The 17125-nt window shown below is 66.1% G+C and carries 17 protein-coding genes; 11 read left to right on the top strand and 6 right to left on the bottom strand.

The genetic code is table 11. The features are described from left to right. Positions 1-221: 221 nt before the first annotated feature. The 4 genes from CA2_RS07335 (at position 222) to CA2_RS07350 (ending at position 3461) form a co-directional block, all read left to right on the top strand. The gene (locus tag CA2_RS07335) at positions 222-1022 is read left to right on the top strand and encodes a transporter substrate-binding domain-containing protein (RefSeq protein WP_042414669.1); all 801 of its coding nucleotides are present in this window, start codon (positions 222-224) and stop codon (positions 1020-1022) included. 204 nt (positions 1023-1226) lie between these two features. Then, on the top strand, positions 1227-1892 hold the full coding sequence (locus CA2_RS07340; RefSeq protein WP_042414672.1) for an amino acid ABC transporter permease: 666 nt from the start codon (positions 1227-1229) through the stop codon (positions 1890-1892). Positions 1893-1907: 15 nt separating this feature from the next. Continuing rightward, a complete protein-coding gene (locus CA2_RS07345; protein ID WP_042414675.1) occupies positions 1908-2558 on the top strand; it encodes an amino acid ABC transporter permease in 651 nt (216 codons plus the stop codon). Positions 2559-2699: 141 nt separating this feature from the next. Continuing rightward, positions 2700-3461, top strand: coding sequence for an amino acid ABC transporter ATP-binding protein (locus CA2_RS07350; protein WP_042414678.1), 762 nt, complete (start codon positions 2700-2702; stop codon positions 3459-3461). Between the two features lie 165 nt (positions 3462-3626). Here the strand turns inward: CA2_RS07350 and CA2_RS07355 are convergent, their stop codons facing one another. Further along, the gene (locus CA2_RS07355; protein WP_042414680.1) at positions 3627-4127 is read right to left on the bottom strand and encodes a YbhB/YbcL family Raf kinase inhibitor-like protein; all 501 of its coding nucleotides are present in this window, start codon (positions 4125-4127) and stop codon (positions 3627-3629) included. Positions 4128-4272: 145 nt separating this feature from the next. Between CA2_RS07355 and CA2_RS17165 the strand changes: the two genes are divergently transcribed. Beyond that, complete coding sequence (locus tag CA2_RS17165) at positions 4273-5328, top strand: alpha/beta hydrolase (protein WP_052369864.1); 1056 nt, start codon at positions 4273-4275, stop codon at positions 5326-5328. A gap of 55 nt (positions 5329-5383) precedes the next feature. Further along, positions 5384-5581 carry a YqaE/Pmp3 family membrane protein gene (locus CA2_RS07365; protein ID WP_042414682.1) on the top strand — a complete coding sequence of 66 codons (198 nt, stop codon included), beginning with the start codon at positions 5384-5386 and terminating at the stop codon, positions 5579-5581. Between the two features lie 57 nt (positions 5582-5638). Here the strand turns inward: CA2_RS07365 and ccsB are convergent, their stop codons facing one another. The 3 genes from ccsB to CA2_RS07380 form a co-directional block, all read right to left on the bottom strand. Then, positions 5639-6976, bottom strand: a complete 1338-nt coding sequence (ccsB, locus tag CA2_RS07370) for a c-type cytochrome biogenesis protein CcsB (protein WP_042414683.1) — start codon at positions 6974-6976, stop codon at positions 5639-5641. Then, complete coding sequence (locus tag CA2_RS07375) at positions 6973-9138, bottom strand: cytochrome c biogenesis protein ResB (protein WP_042414685.1); 2166 nt, start codon at positions 9136-9138, stop codon at positions 6973-6975. The genes ccsB and CA2_RS07375 overlap by 4 nt, the downstream gene beginning before the upstream one ends. A gap of 118 nt (positions 9139-9256) precedes the next feature. Then, complete coding sequence (locus CA2_RS07380) at positions 9257-9880, bottom strand: c-type cytochrome (RefSeq protein WP_042414687.1); 624 nt, start codon at positions 9878-9880, stop codon at positions 9257-9259. A gap of 70 nt (positions 9881-9950) precedes the next feature. On the opposite strand from CA2_RS07380, the gene yihA reads away from it, so the two are divergent. Together yihA and CA2_RS07390 are read left to right on the top strand one after the other, a co-directional pair. Next, positions 9951-10709 carry a ribosome biogenesis GTP-binding protein YihA/YsxC gene (gene yihA, locus CA2_RS07385; protein ID WP_042414689.1) on the top strand — a complete coding sequence of 253 codons (759 nt, stop codon included), beginning with the start codon at positions 9951-9953 and terminating at the stop codon, positions 10707-10709. 59 nt (positions 10710-10768) lie between these two features. Then, complete coding sequence (locus tag CA2_RS07390) at positions 10769-11722, top strand: alpha/beta fold hydrolase (RefSeq protein WP_042414692.1); 954 nt, start codon at positions 10769-10771, stop codon at positions 11720-11722. Here the strand turns inward: CA2_RS07390 and CA2_RS07395 are convergent. Together CA2_RS07395 and CA2_RS07400 are read right to left on the bottom strand one after the other, a co-directional pair. Then, positions 11716-12591 carry a lysophospholipid acyltransferase family protein gene (locus tag CA2_RS07395; RefSeq protein ID WP_042414695.1) on the bottom strand — a complete coding sequence of 292 codons (876 nt, stop codon included), beginning with the start codon at positions 12589-12591 and terminating at the stop codon, positions 11716-11718. The two genes, CA2_RS07390 and CA2_RS07395, sit on opposite strands and share 7 nt — an antisense overlap. Further along, positions 12588-13454 (bottom strand): lysophospholipid acyltransferase family protein, encoded by an 867-nt coding sequence (locus CA2_RS07400; protein WP_042414697.1) that lies wholly within the window; start codon positions 13452-13454, stop codon positions 12588-12590. The genes CA2_RS07395 and CA2_RS07400 overlap by 4 nt, the downstream gene beginning before the upstream one ends. A gap of 127 nt (positions 13455-13581) precedes the next feature. On the opposite strand from CA2_RS07400, the gene metK reads away from it, so the two are divergent. From metK to pncB, 3 genes are all read left to right on the top strand, one after another. Beyond that, positions 13582-14766 carry a methionine adenosyltransferase gene (gene metK, locus CA2_RS07405; protein ID WP_042414700.1) on the top strand — a complete coding sequence of 395 codons (1185 nt, stop codon included), beginning with the start codon at positions 13582-13584 and terminating at the stop codon, positions 14764-14766. A 292-nt stretch (positions 14767-15058) separates the two neighbouring features. Next, on the top strand, positions 15059-15898 hold the full coding sequence (locus CA2_RS07410) for a cysteine hydrolase family protein (RefSeq protein ID WP_042414923.1): 840 nt from the start codon (positions 15059-15061) through the stop codon (positions 15896-15898). A gap of 21 nt (positions 15899-15919) precedes the next feature. Then, the gene (gene pncB, locus CA2_RS07415) at positions 15920-17125 is read left to right on the top strand and encodes a nicotinate phosphoribosyltransferase (RefSeq protein WP_042414703.1); all 1206 of its coding nucleotides are present in this window, start codon (positions 15920-15922) and stop codon (positions 17123-17125) included.

Raw genomic sequence — 17125 nt, forward strand, 5'->3', positions numbered from 1 at the left:
GAAACTTTGGCACCCATGTTTCAGCCCTACGGCCTCCATTACGCAAAAAAAGTGCCTGTCTTCCAAGGAGCAATGGCCTGCACTGCCGGACCCCGGGCCGCCGCGGCGCTGCAACGCAGGCACTGCGCCAATTTGTATACAGAAATATTTGTTTCACAGCCTGGCACGCAATATGCAAAGCCTCGGTCATCCTTTCACTCTGATCCTGGGAGATCCGACTCATGTCTCTGCATCGCCGTGCTTTCACCGCTGCCGCCCTCGCGGCCACCACCCTGGGCCTGTCCTGCGGCGCCTGGGCGCAGGAAGACACTTCGCTCCAGCGCGTGCTGGACAAGAAGTCCATTGCCCTGGGCATTCCCACCGACTACCCACCGTATGGCTTCATGGGCCCCGACTTCAAGCCCACGGGCGTGGACGTGGCCACGGCCCAGCTGATCGCCGACAAGCTGGGCGTGAAGGCCGAGCTGGTGCCGGTCAGCACGCCCAACCGCATCCCCTACCTGCAGTCCAAGAAGGTGGACCTGATCGTGTCCTCGCTGGGCAAGAACGCCGAGCGCGAGAAGGTCATCGACTTCACCACCTCGTACGCGCCCTTCTTCCAGGCCGTCTTCGGCCCCAAGAACATTGCCCTCAAGAGCTTCGACGACCTGGCCGACAAGACCCTGGCCGTGACGCGCGGCACCATCCAGGACGACGCCCTGGTGCAACTGGCGCCCAAGAGCCTGAAGATCCAGCGCTTCGAGGACGACAACGCCACCATGGCGGCCTTCATGTCGCAGCAGACCCAGTTCGTGGCCGTGGGCGCCGCCGTGGCCGCCGCCGCGCTGCAAAAGAACCCCAAGGTGCAGGCCGAGTACAAGCTGCTGATCAAGGACTCGCCCAACTACGTGGGCGTGCGCAAGGGCGAGACCGCCCTGCTGAACAAGGTCAACGAGATCCTGCGCACCGCCAAGAAGGACGGCACGCTGAACAGCTACTCGCAAAAGTGGCTGGGCCGCGACATGGGCAACCTGCCGGATTGATCTTGCGACACCCCCCCTGTGGCGCTGCGCGCCTTCCCCCCACTCTCGCACCGCTGCGCGTTGCGGGCAGGGGGACGTAGCCCTCGCTGCGGGGCGGCCCTGGCTCGGCTGCCCTGGTCTGGCCCTCGCCTGTTTCACGGCCCTGCCACGGGTGACACAGGCAGGCAGCGGTTTTTTGCTTTCACCTGAATTTGGACTGTCCCCATGGAAATGGATTTCTTGCCCGTGCTGGCCAACTGGCCCATGCTGCTGAAGGGGCTGGTGCTGACCGTCGTGCTCACCGGCATCGCCCTGCCGCTGGGCATGCTGCTGGGCGTGGCCTGTGCCTGGGCGCGCCTGCATGGCGGCCCCCTGCTGCGCACCGTGGTGGCCAGCTATGTGGAAGTGTTTCGCAACACGCCCTTCATCATCCAGCTGTTCTTCCTGTTCTTCGGTCTGCCCTCGTTGGGCCTGCGCATGCCGCCCGAGACGGCCAGCATCCTGGCGATGACGCTGAACCTGGGCGCCTATGCCTGCGAGCAGGTCCGCGCCGGCATCGAGGCCACGCCGCGCGGCCAGATCGAGGCCGCGCAGTGCCTGGCGCTGAACCGCTGGCAGATCTTCACCCGCGTGGTGCTGCCGCCCTCGCTGGGCCGCGTCTGGCCGGCGCTGACGGGGCAGATGATCATCGTGATGCTGGGCTCGGCCGTGTGCAGCCAGATCTCGACCGAAGAAATCTCCTACGCCGCCAACCTGATCTCCAGCCGCACCTTCCGCAGCTTTGAAAGCTACATCGTGGTCACCCTCAGCTACCTGCTGCTGGCCGTGCTGCTGCGCCAGGCGCTGAACTGGCTGGGTCCCCGCTTCGTCTTTGGCCAGCGCCGCGCCTGACCGCAAGGAAACACCATGGTTGAATTCACTTTCTGGGACATTGCCTACCAGCTGCTGCTGGCGCTGCGCTGGACCGTGTCCCTGTCCGTCATTGCCTTTGTCTGCGGTGGCCTGCTGGGCCTGGGCCTGCTGGTGCTGCGCCTGTCCCAGTGGCCCGGCGCCGTGCGCCTGGTCGCCGCCTATGTGCAGATCTTCCAGGGCACGCCGCTGCTGATGCAGATCTTCCTGACCTACTTCGGTCTGGCGCTGCTGGGCATCGACACCTCGCCCATGCTGGCGGCCTGCGTGTGCCTGAGCCTGTACTCCGCCGCCTACCTGTGCGACATCTGGCGCGGCTGCGTCGAGTCCGTGCCCAAGGGCCAGTGGGAAGCCTCGGCCAGCCTGGCGCTGGGCTTCACCGAGCAACTGCGCCACGTCATCCTGCCCCAGGCCCTGCGCCTGGGGATCGCGCCCACGGCGGGCTTCATGGTGCAGATCATCAAGGGCACGGCGCTGACCAGCGTGATCGGTTTCATCGAGATCACCAAGGCCGGCCAGCTGATCGCCAACGCCACCTTCGAGCCCTTCCTGGTCTATGGCTGCGTGGCCGGCCTGTACTTTGCGCTGTGCTTCCCGCTGTCGCTGTGGAGCCAGCGCCTGGAGCGCCGCCTGCGCCCGAAAGCATGACCCCCTGTGCGGCTGCGCCGCGTCCCCCAGGAAGGGGGACGACAGCATCGCTGCGGGGTGGCCCTTGCTGGCTGTCTCTGACCTTGGCCGCGCCAGTTCCATGCGGTGCGATCTCCATGAACAACTGATACGAAACTGCTTATGACCTCCGCCACCACCCCCACTACCGTCCCCCTGGTCGACATCCGCGGCCTGCGCAAGCGCTATGGCAGCAACGAAGTGCTCAAGGGCGTGGACCTGCACATCGACCGCGGCGAGGTGGTCTCCATCATCGGCAAGAGCGGCTCGGGCAAGAGCACGCTGCTGCGCTGCATCAACGGTCTGGAGAGCTTTCAGGAAGGCCAGCTGACCGTGCACGGCCAGCCCCTGCAGCCCGACCAGCCCCAGGCCCTGCGCGAGCTGCGCAAGAACGTGGGCATGATCTTCCAGAGCTTCAACCTGTTCCCGCACCTGAGCGTGGGGCGCAACGTGATGCTGGCGCCCTCGCTGGTCATGCGCCAGCCGCAGGACGTGGTCCGCGCCAACGCCCAGCGCCTGCTGGAGCGCGTGGGCCTGGCCGAGAAGTTCGACGCCATGCCCGACCAGCTCTCGGGTGGCCAGCAGCAGCGCGTGGCGATTGCCCGCGCCCTGGCCATGGACCCCGAGATCCTGCTGTGCGACGAAGTCACCTCGGCCCTGGACCCGGAGCTGGTGGGCGAGGTGCTGAGCGTGGTGGAAAGCCTGGCCGAGCAGGGCATGACCCTGATCATGGTGACGCACGAGATGAGCTTTGCGCGCAAGGTCAGCGACAAGGTGGTCTTCATGCACCAGGGCAAGGTGCACGAAGTGGGCGCGCCCGAGACCTTGTTCGGCGCCCCGCAAACGCCCGAGCTGCGCCAGTTCCTGGGCTTCAGCGCCAGCTGAGCGGCACCCGGGCACATACAAAAGAAATAGCTGCTTGCGCTCGATATTGCTGATTTTCAGGTGGTTTACCACCTGAACACCTTGCATCATCTGCGCAAGCAGCTATGTTTTTTTACCGCCGCCCGCACCCGCTCCTGCAAGGCAGACGGGCGGGCGCAGTCCCCCTCAGGCCGGGCGGCCGTAGGTCGCGGTGAACGAGGCCGTGGCCAGCGTGTGGGCGTGGATCATGAAGCCGCCGATGGCCGTGGTGGCGTCGTCCGGCATGTCCAGCTTAGCCACGGACAGCGCGTGCACCGTGAAGATGTAGCGGTGCGGCTTGTCACCGGGCGGTGGGCACATGCCGCCCCAGGCCCAGAGGCCGTAGTCGTTGCGCATCTGGCGCGCACCAGCGGGCAGGTTGGCACCGCCTTTCTCGCCGGCATTGGCGGGCAGCGCGGTGACGCTGGCGGGCAGGTCCACCACCATCCAGTGCCACCAGCCCGAGCCCGTGGGCGCATCGGGGTCGTACACCGTCACGGCAAAGCTCTGCGTGCCGGCGGGGGCGCCGCTCCACTGCAGCACGGGGGACTGGTTGCTGCCGCCGCAGCCGAACATGTCGGACTCGAACACGGGCGCAATCGTGCCGCCGGTGGGAATGTCGGGGCTGCTCAGGGTGAACGTGGTCATCGGTGAAATCTCCTTCATCACAAGCCTGCCAGTATGCCTGCAGGCGCCAGCGGGCCGGTACGGGTCATGACTCCCACACCGCACATTTTGAGAATAAATCTCATTTACACTCGGTCGTTGTGTCCACTTGCCCGATTGCGTTGCCATGCCTGCCTGCTCCCCCCCTTCATCGCCCGACACCGCCCGCCGCCAATGGCTGGCCAGCGCCCTGGCCGTGCCCGGCCTGGGCCTGGTGGGCTGCACCACACCGGCCGTCCCCGTACCCACCGCGGGTGATGCAGCGGCCTGGGGCCAGCCCTGGCACATGCCCGGGGTGCGGTACATGGACTTGCCCGCACCGGCCCTGCCCGGCAGCCCCATGCCGCGCCAGCACCGGGTGATGGTCTACGTGCCCCAGGGCCCCGCGCCGGCGGCAGGCTGGCCGGTGGTCTATGTGCTGGACGGCAATCTGATGTTCCCGCTGCTGGCCCAGCTGGTGCACAACCGCAGTGCGCGCGGCCCCGAGCTGCGGGGCCCGGGCGCCATCGTGGTGGGCCTGGGCCATGCGCTGCCCCCCGGCAGCGCCGAGGTGCACGACCGCGCGGCCCGCACCTATGACTACACCCTGCCCTACGACGGTGTGGCCCCCGACAGCCAGGGGCGTGCGCAGGGCGGGGCCGACCAGTTTCTGGACTGGATGGCGCAGCAGCTGCAGCCGCGCCTGCAGGCCGCATGGCCGCTGCACCCCCAGCGTCAGACGCTGGTGGGCCATTCCTACGGCGGGCTGTTCACCCTGCATGCGCTGTTCACGCGCACCGCCCTGTTCCAGCGCTATGTGGCCGCCAGCCCGTCGCTGTGGTGGGGCAACGGCACCGTGCTGGAGGAAGCCGCGCAGTTCCTGCGCCGCCACCAGCCAGGGGCCAGCGCCCTGCCCAGCGAGCTGCAGGTCTACCTCAGCCAGGGCGGCGAAGAGCTGGCCGGCCGGCGTGACACCGGCCGCGCGCCCAACCCGGAACGTGAGGCCTCCGCACGCCAGGCCCAGGCGCGAGCGCAGCAGCACGGCCTGGCCACTGCGGCCGATCTGTCGCAGGCGCTGAACCAGCTGCCGCGCGTGCGCAGCCACTACCAGGTCTGGCCCGGGGCCAACCACGGCGGCACCCAGCTGTACGCCTGCATGCAGGCCGCACGCGTCGGGTTAGACTGGGACGACGCAGCCCGGTGAAGCCGGGCCGCGCCCAGCCTCTCCCTTTGTTGTCCGCGCCTTGCGCTTCCCACCCATGCGACTGCTGCTTGCCCTGCTTCTGCCTTTTTCCGTGTTCTTCACCATCGGCCGCCCTTTTGCCGGGGTGCTCTGCCTGATCCTGCAGATCACCCTGATCGGCTGGGTGCCGGCCGCCATCTGGGCCGTGTACGCGCTGAGCCAGTACAAGACCGACCAGAAGATCAAAGAGGCCCTGGGGCAGCGCCGGCCCTGACGTGGACTTATAAAAAAAGGAGCGCCCAGGCGCTCCTTTTTTTGAGTACGTTCAAGCTCACAGCTCGCCGTAGCTGTGCAGGCCCGACAGGAACATGTTCACCCCGAGGAAGGCAAAGGTGGTGATGGCCAGACCCACCAGCGCCCACCAGGCCGACACCGTGCCGCGCAGGCCCTTCATCATGCGCATGTGCAGCCAGGCGGCGTAGTTCAGCCAGACGATCAGCGCCCAGGTCTCCTTGGGGTCCCAACTCCAGTAGCCGCCCCAGGCCTCGGCCGCCCACAGCGCGCCCAGCACCGTGGCGATGGTGAAGAAGGCAAAGCCCACGGCGATGGACTTGTACATCACATCGTCCAGGATTTCGAAGCTGGGCAGGCGGGTGGCAATCGTCTTGCGCGCCATCAGGATGCCGGCCACGATCAGGGCCGAGATGCCGAAGTACACCAGCCAGTAACTGCTGCCCGTGGCCTGGCTCTGGCGGAAGGCCAGCGGTTCGAAGCACAGCGCCACGCCCAGCAGCCACAGCGGGGCCAGCTTGTACCACTTGGTTTCCTGGGCCTGCTGCTTGATCAGGTAGGCAAAGGCCACCATGGCGGCAATCGCGAAGGTGCCGTAGCCGATGAAGTTGGCCGGCACGTGGACCTTCATCCACCAGCTTTGCAGCGCCGGCACCAGGGGCTGGATCTCGTGCGCCTCGCGCACCACGGTGTACCAGAGCAAAAAGCCCACGGCCGCGCTGACCACGAGCATCACAAAGCTGCCCAGGGCTCGGGTCTGGTACTGGGTTTCGTAGTACAGGTAGAACAGCGCCGTCATCCAGATGAACATGACGAACACTTCGTACAGGTTGCTGACCGGGATGTGGCCGATGCCGGGGCCGATCAGGTGGCTTTCGAACCAGCGCACCATGGTGCCGACCAGGGCCAGCGTGACCGCCACCCAGGTGATGAGGCTACCGATGGCGCCAAACGCATCGCGCTCGCCCTTGGCAAACAGGCTGATCCAGTAGAACACTGTGGCCATGAAGCACAGCATGCTCATCCACAGGATGGCGGACTGGCTGGACAGGAAGTACTTGAGGCCGAACACCTGGTCCGAACGCGCCAGCAGGGCCTCCCCATCGGGGCCCTGGTACAGCCAGATGGCCAGCAGCGACAGGGCCGCCACGGACAGCATCAGCTTGGCCAGCGGCCGCCAGAACCAACCCAGCCAGATCAGGCCGGGGACGGCGCCGATCAGGATGCCCTTTTCATACACATCCATCGCGAGGTGGTAATGCTGGAAGGCGAACAGGCCACCAGCGACCAGCAGGACGGCGAACAACCAGTCGAACCAGTTGCGGCGAACGAAAAACCCTTCGTTCAAGGTGATGGTGGCTGTAGCAGTACTACTCATACAGAACGCTCCGTGGAGGATGGCGCTGCAGCCGGGGCTGTCAGCAGCTTCTCGGTCAAATTCTCGAATTCGCGGTCAGTGTCCATGATCTTGCGATTCGATGACAAGGCCATGGTGGCACGCGCCGCCTCGCCCTGCGGGCTGATCCAGACCCACAAGCGCCGGTCGCGCACATACAGCATGGCAAACACCCCGATGATCAGGAACAGGCAGCCCAGGTAGACGATGTTCTTGCCGGGCGCACGGGCGACCTGGAACACGCTGGCCTGCACCTGGGTGAAGTCTTCCAGCATGAAGGCCATGGGCGCCGGGAAGAATTGCGCATCGCTGAGCGAGAACACCGATTGCGTCATGAAGGCCAGGGTCTGGTCGCTGGGCTGCATCACCGGCAGGCCGGCCTTTTCGCGGCTGAGCTGGGCCAGATCGAACAGCACGCCATTCAGGATGCGGATCAGCACCTCGCTGGCGCGCTCGCGCTCGGCCTCGGGCACGTTGGCTTCCATGAACTGGGCAATCGCCTGCAGACCGCCATCGGGCTTGTCCAGGCGCGTGCCGCTGCCGGCGAACAGGTTCACGGCCTGCAGGGCCGACTGGGCCAGCGCGTCGCGCAGGTCGGGGCGGTCCTTGGGCACGGCCTGGGCGGCGTAGCGGCGCACGGCCTCCTCGCGCAGCACAGGATCGTTCAGGGCCGCACGCATGCGCAGGAAGCCCTGCATGCTGCCCTGCTCGTCGGCCGGCACGCGCAGGTAGCGGAAGCTCTCGGACGGGTTCTCGCGCACGCCCAGCAGGAACATGGGCACGCCGTCACCAAAGTCCACCGGGCTCATGTAGTTCTGGTATTCGCGGGCCTGGCCCGAGGCATCGCGCAACTTGTAGCCGATGCTGGGGCCGATGTTGCGCAGCTCCTTGTCGGTCACCGTCTTGTGGCCACCGCCCAGCCGCGCTTCGATGGAGCTGCGCAGGTCCACCTTGCGCACGTCCACGGCGGCACTGGAGGCCTTCTTGTCGGTGAAGTTCTCGACGTTGATGGTGCGCAGCTCGGTGAACTCCAGGGTCAGCACATCCTCGGGGCGGTGGGAGCCGGCGCGCATCAGCTGGGTGCTGGTGCCGATGTGGCCCTCGACCTCGAACGCCTCGCTGCCGGGCGCGAACGGCACGGCGCGCAGCTTGACGCGCGATCCCCCGTCGTCAAAGCTGGACTGGTAGATCTCGATGCCCTTGTAGCTCGCCGGGTGGTTCACCTCGATGCGCTGCGGCAGCTGCTCGCCGGTTTCGCGGTCGTGGATCACCACCTCGCTGGCAAACAGCTTGGGCATGCCGGTGTCGTAATACTCGACGATGAATTTCTTCAGCTCCACGGAGAAGGGCAGCTCCTGCAGCAGCACGCCATCCGACTGGTTCAGGATGGCCGTGCCCGCCTGCGTGCCCTCGGCCACCATCAGGTTGCCGCGGAAAGTCGGGTTGCGCAGCGACAGGCGGTGCTCGGGCGGCACATCGGAAATGCGACCGCCACCGGTGTACGGCGTCTTGCCGCCCAGCCACATCTGGGCCCGCACGATCAGGTCGCCGTCCAGCAACCCGCCGATACAGATCAGCACGATCGCCGCATGGGCAGCGATGTAGCCCAGCTTGTTGGCCGCACCCGCCTTGGCCGCCAGCATGTAGCCCTTGCCGGCGGGTGTCTCGCGCTCCTGCAGCTTCACTTTCCAGCCGCTGCGCGCCAGGATGCCGCCGATGCGCTGCGCCGCGGCCTGCGGGGCCTCGCCCAAGGCGGCCTCGGCCTTGTGGTGGAAGGCCTTGAGGCTTTGCTCGCGGATGTTTTCCTTGTAGTTGCGCAAATCCGCCAAGTACTTGGGCGTATGGCGCAGCAGACACAGGCTGGTGCTGATCACCAGGAAGGCCAGAATCAGCAGGAACCACCAGGCGCTGTAGACCGCATTCAGCTTGAGCGCCAGAAACAGCTCGGCCCAGAAGGGGCCGAACTGGTTGACATAGTTGACGCCGGGCTCGTGCTGCTTGAGCACTGTGCCGATCACCGAGGCGATGCAGATGATGGTCAACAGGGCGATGGCGAACCGCATGGACGCCAGAAGCTCCAGCAAGGCACGCAGGCGCTGCGGTGATTCGGGCTCAAAGGACTGGCCGGAAGAAGGATCAGACATGGGAAAAGACACTGGGCCCGAAAGCAAAAGGCGGGACCATCACACTGTGGATGGACCCGCCTTGGTTGGGGTTTGTTATGGGCGGTAAGTTCCCGCGTGTTATTGCGGAAAGCTTGATTTAGCGCAAGCCTGCAATATAGTCCGCCACCGCCTTGATCTCGCGATCGTTCAGCTTGGCAGCGACATCCTTCATCTGCAGGTTGTTGGCGCGCGAGCCGTCACGGAAGGTGTTCAGCTGCTTGATCGTATAGTCGGCATGCTGGCCCGACAGACGGGGGTACTGGCCGGGAATACCGGCGCCGTTGGGACTGTGGCAGCTGACGCAGGCGGCGATCTTGCGGTCTGGCACACCACCGCGGTAGATGCGCTCGCCCAGCACCACCAGCTCCTTGTCCGTGGCGAAGCCGGTCTTGGCGGGCTGCTTTGCCAGCCAGGCGGTGATGTTGTTCATCTCTTCGTCGGACAGCATGCTGGCGAAGCCCTTCATCACGGGGTCGGCGCGCTTGTCGCTCTTGAAGTCGTGCAACTGCTTGCGCAAATACTCCGGATGCTGTTGTGCCAATTTGGGATTGACGACAATGGTGGAATTGCCATCCGCACCGTGGCAAGCTGCGCAGACAGCTTCATAGCTGGCTTGACCTTTCACCAGGTCGGCCTTGGCCGGTGTTTCGCCCGCCGCGAAGGCCGGGAGAGCGGGTGCTGCCAGTGCGGCAGCCGTCAGCAAAGAGGCGAGCAACTTCATATTGTGGGTCTGGTTATGTGCGCAAAACTGCCTGATTCTACAATGACGCCCTTACGCTTGATACACCCCCATGACGACCAACTCTTCCGAATTTGCTTCGTGTCAAACTTCTGCTCCGATTGACCCCAAGCTCGCCATGGGCTGGATGCACACGGCGCGTTTTCTGACCACGGCAGCCCAGCTGCACCATCTGCCCCCGGTGGACGTGCCCGAAATTGCGTTTGTCGGCCGCTCCAACGCCGGCAAATCCACGTCCATCAATACCCTGACGCAGCAGAAACAGCTGGCGTTTGCCTCAAAGAAACCCGGGCGCACACAGCACATCAATTTGTTTGCGCTGGGCAAACAAGGCGTCACCGACGCCGTGCTGGCCGACCTGCCCGGCTATGGCTATGCCGCAGTATCGCGCTCGGACAAGGAGCGCTGGCAGCGGGTGATGCTGAACTACCTGATGCAGCGCGAAAGCCTAAGCGCCGTGGTGCTGCTGTGTGATCCCCGACTGGGCCTGACGGAGCTGGACGAAGCCTTGCTCGACGCCATCCGTCCCCGCGTGGAACAGGGCCTGAAGTTCCTGGTGCTGCTGACCAAGGCCGACAAGCTGACCCGTTCCGAGCAGGCCAAAATCCTGTCCATCACCAAACTCAACGCCGGCGGCGGCGAGGTGCGCATGTTCTCGGCCCTGAAAAAGCAGGGCGTGGACGACGTGGCCCAGCTGCTGTGGCACTGGTGCCATCCCGACGGTCTGAAGCCCGCGACACCAGCCCCTGCCACACCGGAAGCGGCCGCCCCCGTGGACACCCCCGCCACGCCGGACACCCCCGTGCAATAACGCATGGACGCACCTGCGTCCTTGGTCCAGCATGGCGGCTTCATCACCAAGGAGGCACCATGCTTGAGCCCATCCGCCACCAGCTGCCACACGGCATCACGCTGGACTGTCTGGCCTGTGGAACCCCCGGCAAACCCCTGTTGCTGTTTTTGCACGGATTCCCGGAAGGTGCCTTCATCTGGGAAGGGGTGATGGCGCCGTTTGCTGACCGTTGGCGCTGCCTGGCGCCCAACCTGCGCGGCTATGGTGGCTCCAGCCAGCCCGAGGCCGTGGAGGCCTACAAACCCAAGGCGCTGGTCCAGGACCTGGCAGCGCTGATCGCCCTGGAAAGTCCGGGGCAGCCGGCGGCCTGTGTGGTGGCGCACGACTGGGGGGGCGCGCTGGCATGGAACCTGGCCATCCAGCAACCCCAGTTGCTGCAACAGCTGCTGATCATCAACGCCCCCCACCCTGGGGCCTTTGTGCGCGAGTTGCAGCACAACCCGGCCCAGCAGGCCGCCAGCCAGTACATGCATTTTCTGCGCCGTCCCGATGCGGCACCGCTGTTGCTGGCGGACGGGGCACGGCGCCTGTGGGACTTTTTCCGCACGCCCGCCGGGGACCTGCCCGCCTGGCTCACGCCGGAATGGCAGGCGCGCTACCTGGCCCACTGGCCGCAGTGCCTGGCGGCCGCCTGCCGCTACTACGCAGCCAGCCCGCTGGTGCCACCGCGCGGCGCCAGCGCCGACCTGCAGCCGCTGCCGGATGCGCTGCTGCACACGCCGGTGGCCACCCACATCCTGTGGGGCCTGGACGATGCTGCGCTGCTGCCGGAGCTGCTGGACGGTCTGGAGGCGTGGGTGCCCCAGCTGTCCGTGGAGCGCGTGCCCGGCGCCAGCCACTGGCTGGTGCATGAGCACCCCGAGCGGGTGATCCGCAGCCTGCACCAACTGCTGCACGAAGCCCTTCTAAAAAGAGAGCTACCTGCGCTTGCTACACCTGCGTCAGCGGCAGATTTCCCTCTGGATTACTGATACAGGGACGCCTGACCCTCGGGCCGCGTCTTGAAACGTTTGTGCACCCAGTAGTACTGGGGCACCATGGTACGGATGGCAGCCTCCAGTTCGCGGTTCATGCGCGCGGTATCGGCCACATGGTCGTCGGTGGGAAAGTGCTCCCAAGCGGGCGACAGCTCGGCCACATAGCCCTCGGGCGTCATGCGGTTGTACAAGGCCACGACCTTGGCTTTGCCCAGGCGGGCAAAGCGCGACAGCGAAGGGATGGTGGCGGTTTCGGGCACCTGGAAGAAGGGCACGAACACCGAGTCATTGCGGCCATAGTCCATGTCCGGCAGCAGGTACAGCAGGCCGCCCTTGCGCAGCGTGGAGATGATGGGCTTGACCCCGTCGGCACGGTTCAGCATGCGCACATTGCCGAAGCGCTGGCGCCCGGCCATGAACCAGGCATCCAGCACCGGATCGGGATTGGTCGCAAAAATCGAGGTGAATTCGCGCTCGGTGTTCAGCGGCAGGGCCAGCCCGCCGGCATCCATGCTGTAGAAATGCGGGGCAAACACGATGGTGGGCGTATCTCCCTCCAGCTCGTGCGTGGCGCCCACCAGCTTGACGCGCCGGCGCACCAGGGCTTCAGAGCCGAACCAAAGCCAGCTGCGGTCCAGAAAGGTCTGGCAGAACACCACAAAACTCTCGCGCGCCCAGTCCTTGCGCTGGGCTGGCGTCGCTTCGGGAAAACACAGCGCCAGGTTGCGCAATGCCACCTTGCGGCGCGGCGCGGCCAGGATGAACAACAAACGCCCCAGCACCCAACCGATTCCGCGCAACACCGGCAATGGCAGCTTGGCCAGCCCGTGCATCAGGCCCACACCCAGTCGACTCCAGCTCATGCGGCACCGCCTTCGGAGGCAGATTCCGCCGCCGACGCTTCCTGCCGAGGCTGCTTGTAGCGGCCATACCCCCACAGGTACTGCGTGGGGCACTGGCGGATGGTGTGTTCCATGGCCTGGTTGATCTGCACCACGGCTTCTTCCAGTTGATCGGACAGCGGCATGGGCAGGGCTTCGAAAAACAGCTCGTAGCCACGGCCGGCTGGCAGGCGTTCACAGCGCGCCAGCACCACGGTGGCGCCGGTCTGCAGCGCCAGCCGGGCCGCCAGCGTCATGGTGTAGGCATCTTGACCAAAGAATGGCGCCCACTGCCCCTGTCCGCTGGGAGGCACCTGGTCGGGCAGCAGGCCCACGGCCGCGCCCTTGCGCAGCGCCTTGATCATCTGGCGCACGCCCGCCAGCGTGGTGGGCACGGCCTGCACGCCGCTGCGGTTGCGGGCGGTCAGCATCATCTCGGCCAGCCAGGCCTGCTTGGCGGGGCGGTAGAGGATGGTGATCGGCCCATGCTGCGCCGACCACTGCCGCGCCGCGCCCTGCACCGACAGCTCGAAGCAGCCCAGGTGCGGGGTCAGGAACAGGATGCCCTTGCCGCGCGACCAGGCCTGCTCCACCACCTCGGCACCATGCACGGCGTTGACCGCGGTGTCGCGCAGCCAAAGCCGGGGCAGCTCCGTCACCATGCGCCCGGCATGGCCAACCGCGGCCCGCACCTGGGCGAAGCGGTAGCCAGCCTGCCGGCTATTGGCGGCAAAACGGCGCCGGTAGGTGGGCGAGCAAGCCCAGGCCAGCCAGCCCAGGCACGCACCCAGTGCGTGCACCAGGGGCAAAGGCACCACAGAGAGGAAACGAAAAAGCGTTGACATGTACAATGTGCGGCTGTCGCCGAGTTAACAGAGCAACTTGCAGGGCGACGTAAAAAAAGACTGCTAAAGCGTTCGCCCGACTTCTGTCAGCCGAGGCAACGCAATTGCCAAGACAGGAGTTTATTCAATGGCGAACGACTTTCTCTTCACCTCGGAATCGGTCTCCGAAGGCCACCCCGACAAGGTGGCGGACCAGATTTCCGATGCGATCCTGGACGCAATTTTCACCCAAGACCCTCACAGCCGCGTGGCTGCCGAGACGCTGACCAACACCGGTCTGGTGGTATTGGCCGGTGAAATCACCACCGGCGCCAACGTGGACTACATCCAGGTGGCGCGCGACACCATCAAGCGCATCGGCTACGACAACACCGACTACGGCATCGACTACAAGGGCTGCGCCGTGCTCGTCGCCTACGACAAGCAAAGCCAGGACATCGCCCAAGGCGTGGACAAGGCCAGCGACGACGAACTGAACATCGGTGCCGGCGACCAGGGCCTGATGTTCGGCTATGCCTGCGACGAAACGCCCGAGCTGATGCCCGCGCCCATCTACTACGCGCACCGCCTGATGGAACGCCAGGCCCAGCTGCGCAAGGATGGCCGCCTGCCCTTCCTGCGCCCCGACGCCAAGAGCCAGGTGACGATGCGTTACGTGGACGGCAAGCCCCACAGCATTGACACCGTGGTGCTGTCCACCCAGCACAGCCCCGACCAGTCGGAGACCGCCACCAAGATGAAGGCCTCGTTCACCGAAGCCATCATCGAGGAAATCATCAAGCCCGTGCTGCCCAAGGAATGGCTGCAGGACACCAAGTACCTGATCAACCCCACCGGCCGCTTTGTTATCGGCGGCCCCCAGGGTGACTGCGGCCTGACCGGTCGCAAGATCATCGTCGACACCTACGGTGGTGCCTGCCCCCACGGCGGCGGCGCCTTCTCCGGCAAGGACCCCTCCAAGGTGGACCGCTCGGCCGCCTACGCCGCGCGCTACGTGGCCAAGAACGTGGTGGCCGCCGGTCTGGCGCGCCAGTGCCAGGTGCAGGTGGCCTACGCCATCGGTGTGGCCCGCCCCATGAACATCACCGTGTACACCGAAGGCACGGGCGTGATTCCTGATGACCAGATCTCCAAGCTGGTGGCCGAACACTTCGACCTGCGCCCCAAGGGCATCATCCAGATGCTGGATTTGCTGCGCCCCATCTACAGCAAGACCGCCGCCTACGGCCACTTCGGTCGCGAAGAACCCGAGTTCACCTGGGAGCGCACCGACAAGGCTGCCCTGCTTCGCGCTGCAGCGGGTTTGAAGTAATTCAAACCGCCGCACGGACAAGGCGGAAGCGGTTCGTGGGCGAAGTGCATATCGCGCCCGCGATGTGAACCAAGACCCACGCACCGACAAGGCCGCCCTGCTGCACGCTGCGGCCGGCCAGAAGCCCGCCCCTGTGCGGGCTTTTTTACGCCCTGGTGGCACCCACGTCCACGTGCACGTGGACGTGATCGCCTCCCGCGCCTGCCCCCCCAGCCGGCGTTCCCTGCCGTGCCTGGCAGGAACTTCTACACTTCACCCTTTGCGCACGGCGCACCTGCGCCCTCCCGCCGCCATGACCCTTGCCACCCAACTGCTGCTCATCGATCCGCAAAACGACTTCTGCGATCTGCCCGCGGCGCTGTGCCCCACGCTGGACGGCACGACCCTGCAGCCCAGCCTGCCCGTGCCTGGCGCCCATGCCGACATGCAACGCCTGGCCGGCTGGCTGTGCGCGCAGATGCAGGCCGTGGACCACATCACCGTGACCCTGGATGCGCACCAGGTGTTCGACATCGCGCACCCGGCCTTCTGGCAGCACGCCGACGGGTCCGCCGTGGCCCCCTTCACCGCCATCACGGCGGCGCAGGTGCGCGCCGGGGCCTACGCGCCGCGCACGCCAGAGCACCTGGCGCGCGCCCTGGCCTACCTGGATGCCCTGGAAGCACGCGGGCGCTACACCCTGATGGTCTGGCCCGTGCATTGTGAGATCGGCACCTGGGGCCACGGCGTGCATGCCGAGGTGCAGGCCGCCTGCCGTGACTGGCAAGTGACCCGCCAGCGCGCGGTGACGCACGTGTTCAAAGGTAGCCATCCCTGGACCGAGCACTACAGCGCCCTGGCGGCCGAGGTGCCCGATCCGCAGGTCCCGGACACCTGCATGAACCACGCCCTGCTGGGCACGCTGCTGCAAGCCCAGCGCCTGGTGGTGGCGGGCGAGGCCAGCAGCCATTGCGTGCGCGCCACGGTCGAGCACCTGCTGGAGGCCGCGCCCCCCGGCTTTGCCCCACGCGTCGTGCTGCTGACCGACTGCATGAGCCCCGTGCACGGCTTTGCCGCGCAGCACGCTGACTTCCTGCAGCGCATGCAGGCCGCCGGCGTGCAGCTGCACACCACCGCCACCCTGCGCCTGTAACCTCTTTTGCCCACGCCTGCCATGCCCATCGTCCCCAGCCTGCTGGACACAGACCTCTACAAATTCACCATGTGGCAGGCGATGCTGCACCGCCACCCGCAAACCCAGGCCGAATACCGCTTTGCCTGCCGCAATGACACGGCCTACCCGCTGGCCGAGCTGATCAACGACGTGAACGCCGAGCTGGACCACCTGTGCAGCCTGCGCTTTGCCAAGGACGAGCTGGAATACCTGGGCCAGTTGCGCTACATCAAGAGCGACTTCGTCGACTTTCTGCGGCTGTTCCAGTTCCAGCGCGACTTCATCCGCGTGCAGGCCACGCCCGAGGGCGGCCTGTCCATCGAGGCCCACGGCCCCCAGGTGCATGTCATGGGCTTCGAGATCCATGTGCTGGCCATCGTCAACGAGCTGTACTTCCGCCGCCTGGCCCAGCCGGACACCCTGGCCGAAGGCCGCCGGCGCCTGCAGGCCAAGATCGCCCAGCTGCAGACCCTGGCCAGCGGCCCGGTGCTGGCCCACCCCTTCGAGCTGTCGGACTTCGGCCTGCGCCGGCGCTTTTCCGCCGCCTGGCAGCACGAGGTGGTGGCCACGCTGACGGCGCAGGCCGCGCAGTGGTTCAAAGGCACCTCCAGCGTGCTGCTGGCCAAGCAACTGGGCATCGCGCCGCTGGGCACCATGGCCCACGAATACATGCAGAGCTACCAGTCCCTGGGCGTGCGCCTGCGCGACTTCCAGAAGTCCGCGCTGGAAGACTGGGTGCAGGAGTACCGGGGCGACCTGGGCATTGCACTGACCGACACCGTCGGCATGCGCGCCTTCCTGGCCGACTTCGACCTGTACTTCGCCAAGCTGTTCGACGGCCTGCGCCACGACTCGGGCGACCCGTTCGCCTGGGGCGAGCAGGCGATCGCCCACTACCGCGAGCTGCGCATCAACCCGCACACCAAGCGGCTGGTGTTCTCGGACGGGCTGAACCTGGACAAGGCCCTGGCCCTGTGGCGCCACTTTGCGCCGCACATCCAGCTGGGCTTCGGCATCGGCACCAACCTGACCAACGACCTGGGCCTGCAGCCGCTGAACATCGTCATGAAGCTGGTGCGCGCCAACGGCCAGCCCGTGGCCAAGATTTCCGACACCCCCGGCAAGACCCTGTGCGACGATGAGACCTACCTGGCCTACCTGCGCCAGGTGTTCGACATTGCCGACCCCGAGACCGCAACCACCTAA

It is taken from the genome of Comamonas aquatica NBRC 14918 (genome assembly GCF_000739875.1).
GTDB lineage: Bacteria > Pseudomonadota > Gammaproteobacteria > Burkholderiales > Burkholderiaceae_C > Comamonas > Comamonas aquatica.

What these genes read in the sequence shown, in the direction of transcription:
- CA2_RS07335 (WP_042414669.1), top strand. Translation starts at nt 222, where the DNA reads ATGTCTCTGCATCGCCGTGCTTTCACCGCTGCCGCCCTCGCGGCCACC.
- CA2_RS07340 (WP_042414672.1), top strand. Translation starts at nt 1,227, where the DNA reads ATGGAAATGGATTTCTTGCCCGTGCTGGCCAACTGGCCCATGCTGCTG.
- CA2_RS07345 (WP_042414675.1), top strand. Translation starts at nt 1,908, where the DNA reads ATGGTTGAATTCACTTTCTGGGACATTGCCTACCAGCTGCTGCTGGCG.
- CA2_RS07350 (WP_042414678.1), top strand. Translation starts at nt 2,700, where the DNA reads ATGACCTCCGCCACCACCCCCACTACCGTCCCCCTGGTCGACATCCGC.
- CA2_RS07355 (WP_042414680.1), bottom strand. Translation starts at nt 4,127, where the DNA reads ATGACCACGTTCACCCTGAGCAGCCCCGACATTCCCACCGGCGGCACG.
- CA2_RS17165 (WP_052369864.1), top strand. Translation starts at nt 4,273, where the DNA reads ATGCCTGCCTGCTCCCCCCCTTCATCGCCCGACACCGCCCGCCGCCAA.
- CA2_RS07365 (WP_042414682.1), top strand. Translation starts at nt 5,384, where the DNA reads ATGCGACTGCTGCTTGCCCTGCTTCTGCCTTTTTCCGTGTTCTTCACC.
- ccsB (WP_042414683.1), bottom strand. Translation starts at nt 6,976, where the DNA reads ATGAGTAGTACTGCTACAGCCACCATCACCTTGAACGAAGGGTTTTTC.
- CA2_RS07375 (WP_042414685.1), bottom strand. Translation starts at nt 9,138, where the DNA reads ATGTCTGATCCTTCTTCCGGCCAGTCCTTTGAGCCCGAATCACCGCAG.
- CA2_RS07380 (WP_042414687.1), bottom strand. Translation starts at nt 9,880, where the DNA reads ATGAAGTTGCTCGCCTCTTTGCTGACGGCTGCCGCACTGGCAGCACCC.
- yihA (WP_042414689.1), top strand. Translation starts at nt 9,951, where the DNA reads ATGACGACCAACTCTTCCGAATTTGCTTCGTGTCAAACTTCTGCTCCG.
- CA2_RS07390 (WP_042414692.1), top strand. Translation starts at nt 10,769, where the DNA reads ATGCTTGAGCCCATCCGCCACCAGCTGCCACACGGCATCACGCTGGAC.
- CA2_RS07395 (WP_042414695.1), bottom strand. Translation starts at nt 12,591, where the DNA reads ATGAGCTGGAGTCGACTGGGTGTGGGCCTGATGCACGGGCTGGCCAAG.
- CA2_RS07400 (WP_042414697.1), bottom strand. Translation starts at nt 13,454, where the DNA reads ATGTCAACGCTTTTTCGTTTCCTCTCTGTGGTGCCTTTGCCCCTGGTG.
- metK (WP_042414700.1), top strand. Translation starts at nt 13,582, where the DNA reads ATGGCGAACGACTTTCTCTTCACCTCGGAATCGGTCTCCGAAGGCCAC.
- CA2_RS07410 (WP_042414923.1), top strand. Translation starts at nt 15,059, where the DNA reads ATGACCCTTGCCACCCAACTGCTGCTCATCGATCCGCAAAACGACTTC.
- pncB (WP_042414703.1), top strand. Translation starts at nt 15,920, where the DNA reads ATGCCCATCGTCCCCAGCCTGCTGGACACAGACCTCTACAAATTCACC.